We start from the raw sequence: 4,409 nt of genomic DNA on the forward strand, positions 1-4,409 counted from the left end.
AAGTACTATTGTATGCAACAGTAAATAATTTATTAAAAAGGGAATATTTTTGTTTGTTATGACAAATGATGGTATTTTAGGAAAGAATTATATGAGAGAAGATAGAATATGTTATTATATAACCGTAAACAATATACAAGAAAAAGGATAATAAATAATTGAACTTAGATGTGAACAAAGACACAAAACGAACTAAAAATAAGTTTAATTTTATAATAGTGTGATTTTAGATTCCTAAACTAGGTAAAGTCTAAAGTATTAAACATTTTCTCCAATTAGAATCATAAGATAAATGCTAACGAATATCATTCTAATGATTGATTTTCTTTCTTACAGTCTGTTCTTTCTCGATTCTTGTATTCTTTTGATTAAAATAACTGTTTTTGTTTTTAATTAATATCACTATAAATTTTACCAATACTGTTTTAAAATACAGTCTAATTTTTCTTTTCTACACTTTCATTATTTGTAGGAGATGTTCTAGTTCGGTAATATAGGCGCTAAGTTGATTTAAACCGTGTCATATTAACATTAATTTTAGAAATAATAAAAATTTTGGATATAAGCTGTATGCTGTTTATCTCAGTAAAATGTAAGAAAATCATTGAAATATATTAAAGTGTGTTTAATGATTTCTGCTTTAGCAAATAAAACTTTATATATGATTGACCGTGATGTTTTAAAAAAGAATTAGAAATAGTTGAGGTAAGAGAATTATTTTTGAATATATTTAGTGATATCTTTGATGAGCAACATGCTTAAAATAATGTATTTTAAGCATAAAATTTTTTCAAAAAAGGAGTGATGGTATTGATTGTCAGTTTGCAAAATATATTTATAGTTAGTAAAAATCAATCTTAAACGCTTGAGTTTGCGTTCTATTTATGATTGACGGCAACTTGTAAATATTTAGGATATTTTAAATAGATCGGGATTGCTTACTATTTACCGCTTATTTTGTAGTATACTACTTTTTTATAATACTGCAAAAGCAAGTGTAGAGGAACCTTTTTATTAAGATATTTGTATTTTAGCGATTTAGACAAACAGAAACGGAGGAAAAAAATATGAAAATAGTTATATTTACTGTAAAACATATAAGCCATATTAAACCAATTATTGAATTTGTTGAAAAACTTATTTTGAAAAAACATTGTATATATATTTTTGGTACAAACGAAAATAGAAAATTCTTTAATGAAAATAAAATAAAATATATGAAATACGGATTCGATATTGGTGAACGTATATATAATGAAATTGCACAACGAGAATTAGAAAAATCATTAATAGTATTAAAAGAAAGTAAAAATTTTGTAAAATCGCATTATCACTATATATATCAAGATATTATTGCAACGCATACTGTACAAAAAGAACGCTTGAATGAAATAATATTAAAATTAAAAAAAATTGAACCAGATCTTATCATAAGGGATTCTGTTGATTTATATGGGATGTGCGCTGCTAAAAAATTAGACATTCCGATAGTTAGCTTTATTACGAATAATTTATATAATTGGGAATATTTTGAAAATAATCCGAAGGATTGGCATATTTTTTTTGGAACATTGGATATAGTTAAGTATCTTCCTGCAAATTATTATACCAATTTTAGAACATTAATCGAAAAATTATACAATAAATTTGAATTAGAATATGATGCAGTTGCAATAGTACCGTATCATAATTTTAACATTACAGATAGAGTGAATATTATTTTTAGTCCAGATTTTCTACAACCACAAGAATCGCTAAAGCACATTAATAGTTTTATCTTAAATCCATCTATAAAAAAGTATTCTATTGAAAAAAATATTCCTAAAAAATTAATTGATTTTTTGGCATTAAAACATAAAAAATTGATTTATCTTTCTACTGGCTCTTTTATTAATCAAGAAATGCCATTTTATTATCACACAATTAAACAAATGTATTTCTTTGGCTATTCATTAATTATTTCTGGAGGTAAATATACTAAGCAAATTAATGAGTATATATCATTAAATCATTTAAGCGATAAGGTATATTGTGATAAATTTTTACCACAAAATTATATTTTGAGTATAGCAGATGCATTTATTTCTGCAGGTGGGTTTAATAGTATTTTAGAATCAATTTATTATGAAACACCAATGATAATTAGGCCGATAACTTGTGAGCAAAGAATGAATGGCTTGTTTATAGAAAAAATTGGGGTAGGAGTAACGCAATATGGAAGAAAAAAAAGAAATATGTATGATGAGTTTAAAATTATTTTTAGCCCATATGTTTCTGATAAATTAAAAGAATATAGTAGAAAATTAAAATCATATGATTATGACATGGCTTTTTCTGATATTTTTTCTCAAATAATAAATATATAATAAGTAGGTGAACTTAATGAAAACACAAATAATAACAACTTTTGTTGGAAGTGCAAATAATAATTCAATAACAAAAGAAATAGTAAATAAAATAGTACAGGAATTATCAGATAAGCTTAAAAATGATGTTACAATAAATCAGTATGACGGACATAATTTAATGTCACAATGTCAAGGGTGCAGAAATTGTTTTATAACTAATCAATGTTTTTTGGATAAAACAGACGATATGGATAAACTAAAAAGAGACTATTTGAAAAGTGACATTATAATTTGGGGTAGTCCAGTCTATGCAAATAATATTTCTGGAAGTTTTAAGTGTATGATTGATAGGATTAGTTACTGGTGCCATGAGTTTAGATTTGCAAAAAAAAGAGCAATTGCTGTTATTACAACAGATAATTCTGGAGGATCAGAATGCTTGAATTATTTATATGAAATATTAAGTTTTTTGGGAGCATCTGATATTCAAACAGTTTTATATCAAAAGAAATCTGATACGGAATATGTTTTACAAAAAAATATTACTAATATAACCGATGCTATAAGTTATAACATAAATAATAATAAAAAACAAATTATAAATAATTTCAGTGAAAAAGCATTTCAAAATTTTAAAAATATGTATAGAAAACAGGTAAATGACTCTATTGAGAAGCAATATTGGATTGAGACTGGACTTTTAGAAAGCAAAACACTTTATGATTATGTGAATAATAAATTTATTAGCTTTAATTATTTCACAAAATAAGATTTGTGTGATAATAAAATAATTTTTAATGAAAGGAGTACAAATCTATGGATGAATTAAAGGACTTTGATTTACAGGCTAACATTAATGATGGTGATGGGCAAACGGTTGAGCCTTATATGGTAACTACTTATAGTCCAACAACAAAACCATGCTTGGTTACTGAAATTATTACTATGATTTCTGCAGCTAGTACACAGCTTACTACTAATCCAGGATATACCGAATCTGAATGTTAAGTGTTAGAGTTAAAACTTCATTGTTGTTAAGCAATGGAGTTTTATTTTTAGAGTTACACAAATTCACATTCATATATTTTTGTATTTTTATGGATAAATTTAATTGTAATTAACCACGTCTAAATAAAATTTATAGAAAGGAAAAGGTAAACTGTAGATGATCATTAAAGAAGTCATTTATAGTATACTAGAGGGCTAATGATAAAATATTTATTAGAATTAATAGTAGATAAAAAAGATTTTAAATATATGGATATGTATGTTTATGGTTGTGAAATTCTAATTTTTAATATTATGTCTATATTAGTTTTAATAATTATAGGCATATACTTTAATTCTTTGCTTTTCAGCATAATATTCTTGCTATATTTTTGTCCTTTACGCGTTTTTTTAGGGGGGTATCATTGTAAAAATAAATTTCTATGTATGTTTATGTTTTTTTTGATATCAATAGTGATCATAAATTTATATAATTATTTAAATTTAAGTATGATAGGCATTATTTTTGTTACAATAATACTTTTATTAATGAATTTCCAAACACCATATTCACAAGATAAGTTACTTAATAATTATCAAAATATATTATATGCAAAAAAAATTGTTCACTATTTAACATTGTTTTATTTTATTTCGGTAATATATTATTATGAGAATATGTATGTTTTATCAGCATATGTATATGCATGTTTAACGAATGCTATTTTATTCATAATAGGGAAAATAAAAATTTAAATATCAAATATAAAGTTAATATATTTAAGGAATGACCAATGCCATTTTATGATGTTAAAGGTGGAAGTATTAAAATCGATGGTGTCGATATTCGCGATATGAAACGTGGGGAATTACGTTCAATGTTTGGAATGGTATTGCAAGATACTTGGCTATATTCAGGTAGTATTTATGATAATATTCGCTACGGCCGTCTTGATGCCCGAAAAGACGAAGTTATCAATGCTGCTAAGATGGCTAATGTTCATCACTTTATTCGTACCTTACCTGATGGTTATGATTCCCTTATCAACGAAGAAGCTAACAATATCTCACAAG

The 4,409-nt window shown here is 24.9% G+C and carries 4 protein-coding genes and 1 pseudogene; all 5 read left to right on the forward strand.

Features of this window, described 5'->3' with window-relative positions; all coding sequences use genetic code 11:
- The first annotated feature begins 1,067 nt into the window (after window positions 1-1,067).
- Complete coding sequence (locus J7M77_RS03495) at window positions 1,068-2,366, forward strand: hypothetical protein (RefSeq protein ID WP_296876048.1); 1,299 nt, start codon at window positions 1,068-1,070, stop codon at window positions 2,364-2,366.
- A 16-nt stretch (window positions 2,367-2,382) separates the two neighbouring features.
- Complete coding sequence (locus J7M77_RS03500; RefSeq protein WP_296876050.1) at window positions 2,383-3,117, forward strand: flavodoxin family protein; 735 nt, start codon at window positions 2,383-2,385, stop codon at window positions 3,115-3,117.
- Between the two features lie 47 nt (window positions 3,118-3,164).
- The gene (locus J7M77_RS03505) at window positions 3,165-3,356 is read left to right on the forward strand and encodes a hypothetical protein (RefSeq protein ID WP_296876051.1); all 192 of its coding nucleotides are present in this window, start codon (window positions 3,165-3,167) and stop codon (window positions 3,354-3,356) included.
- A gap of 198 nt (window positions 3,357-3,554) precedes the next feature.
- Window positions 3,555-4,091, forward strand: coding sequence for an accessory gene regulator B family protein (locus tag J7M77_RS16830; RefSeq protein ID WP_367236731.1), 537 nt, complete (start codon window positions 3,555-3,557; stop codon window positions 4,089-4,091).
- A gap of 44 nt (window positions 4,092-4,135) precedes the next feature.
- Window positions 4,136-4,409: pseudogene (locus J7M77_RS03510) on the forward strand (ABC transporter ATP-binding protein); the annotation flags it as partial.

Source organism: Thomasclavelia sp., from assembly GCF_017889095.1.
GTDB lineage: Bacteria > Bacillota_I > Bacilli_A > Erysipelotrichales > Coprobacillaceae > Thomasclavelia.

Coding starts and splice junctions, on each gene's coding strand:
- J7M77_RS03495 (WP_296876048.1), top strand. CDS start 1,068: ATGAAAATAGTTATATTTACTGTAAAACATATAAGCCATATTAAACCA.
- J7M77_RS03500 (WP_296876050.1), top strand. CDS start 2,383: ATGAAAACACAAATAATAACAACTTTTGTTGGAAGTGCAAATAATAAT.
- J7M77_RS03505 (WP_296876051.1), top strand. CDS start 3,165: ATGGATGAATTAAAGGACTTTGATTTACAGGCTAACATTAATGATGGT.
- J7M77_RS16830 (WP_367236731.1), top strand. CDS start 3,555: ATGATAAAATATTTATTAGAATTAATAGTAGATAAAAAAGATTTTAAA.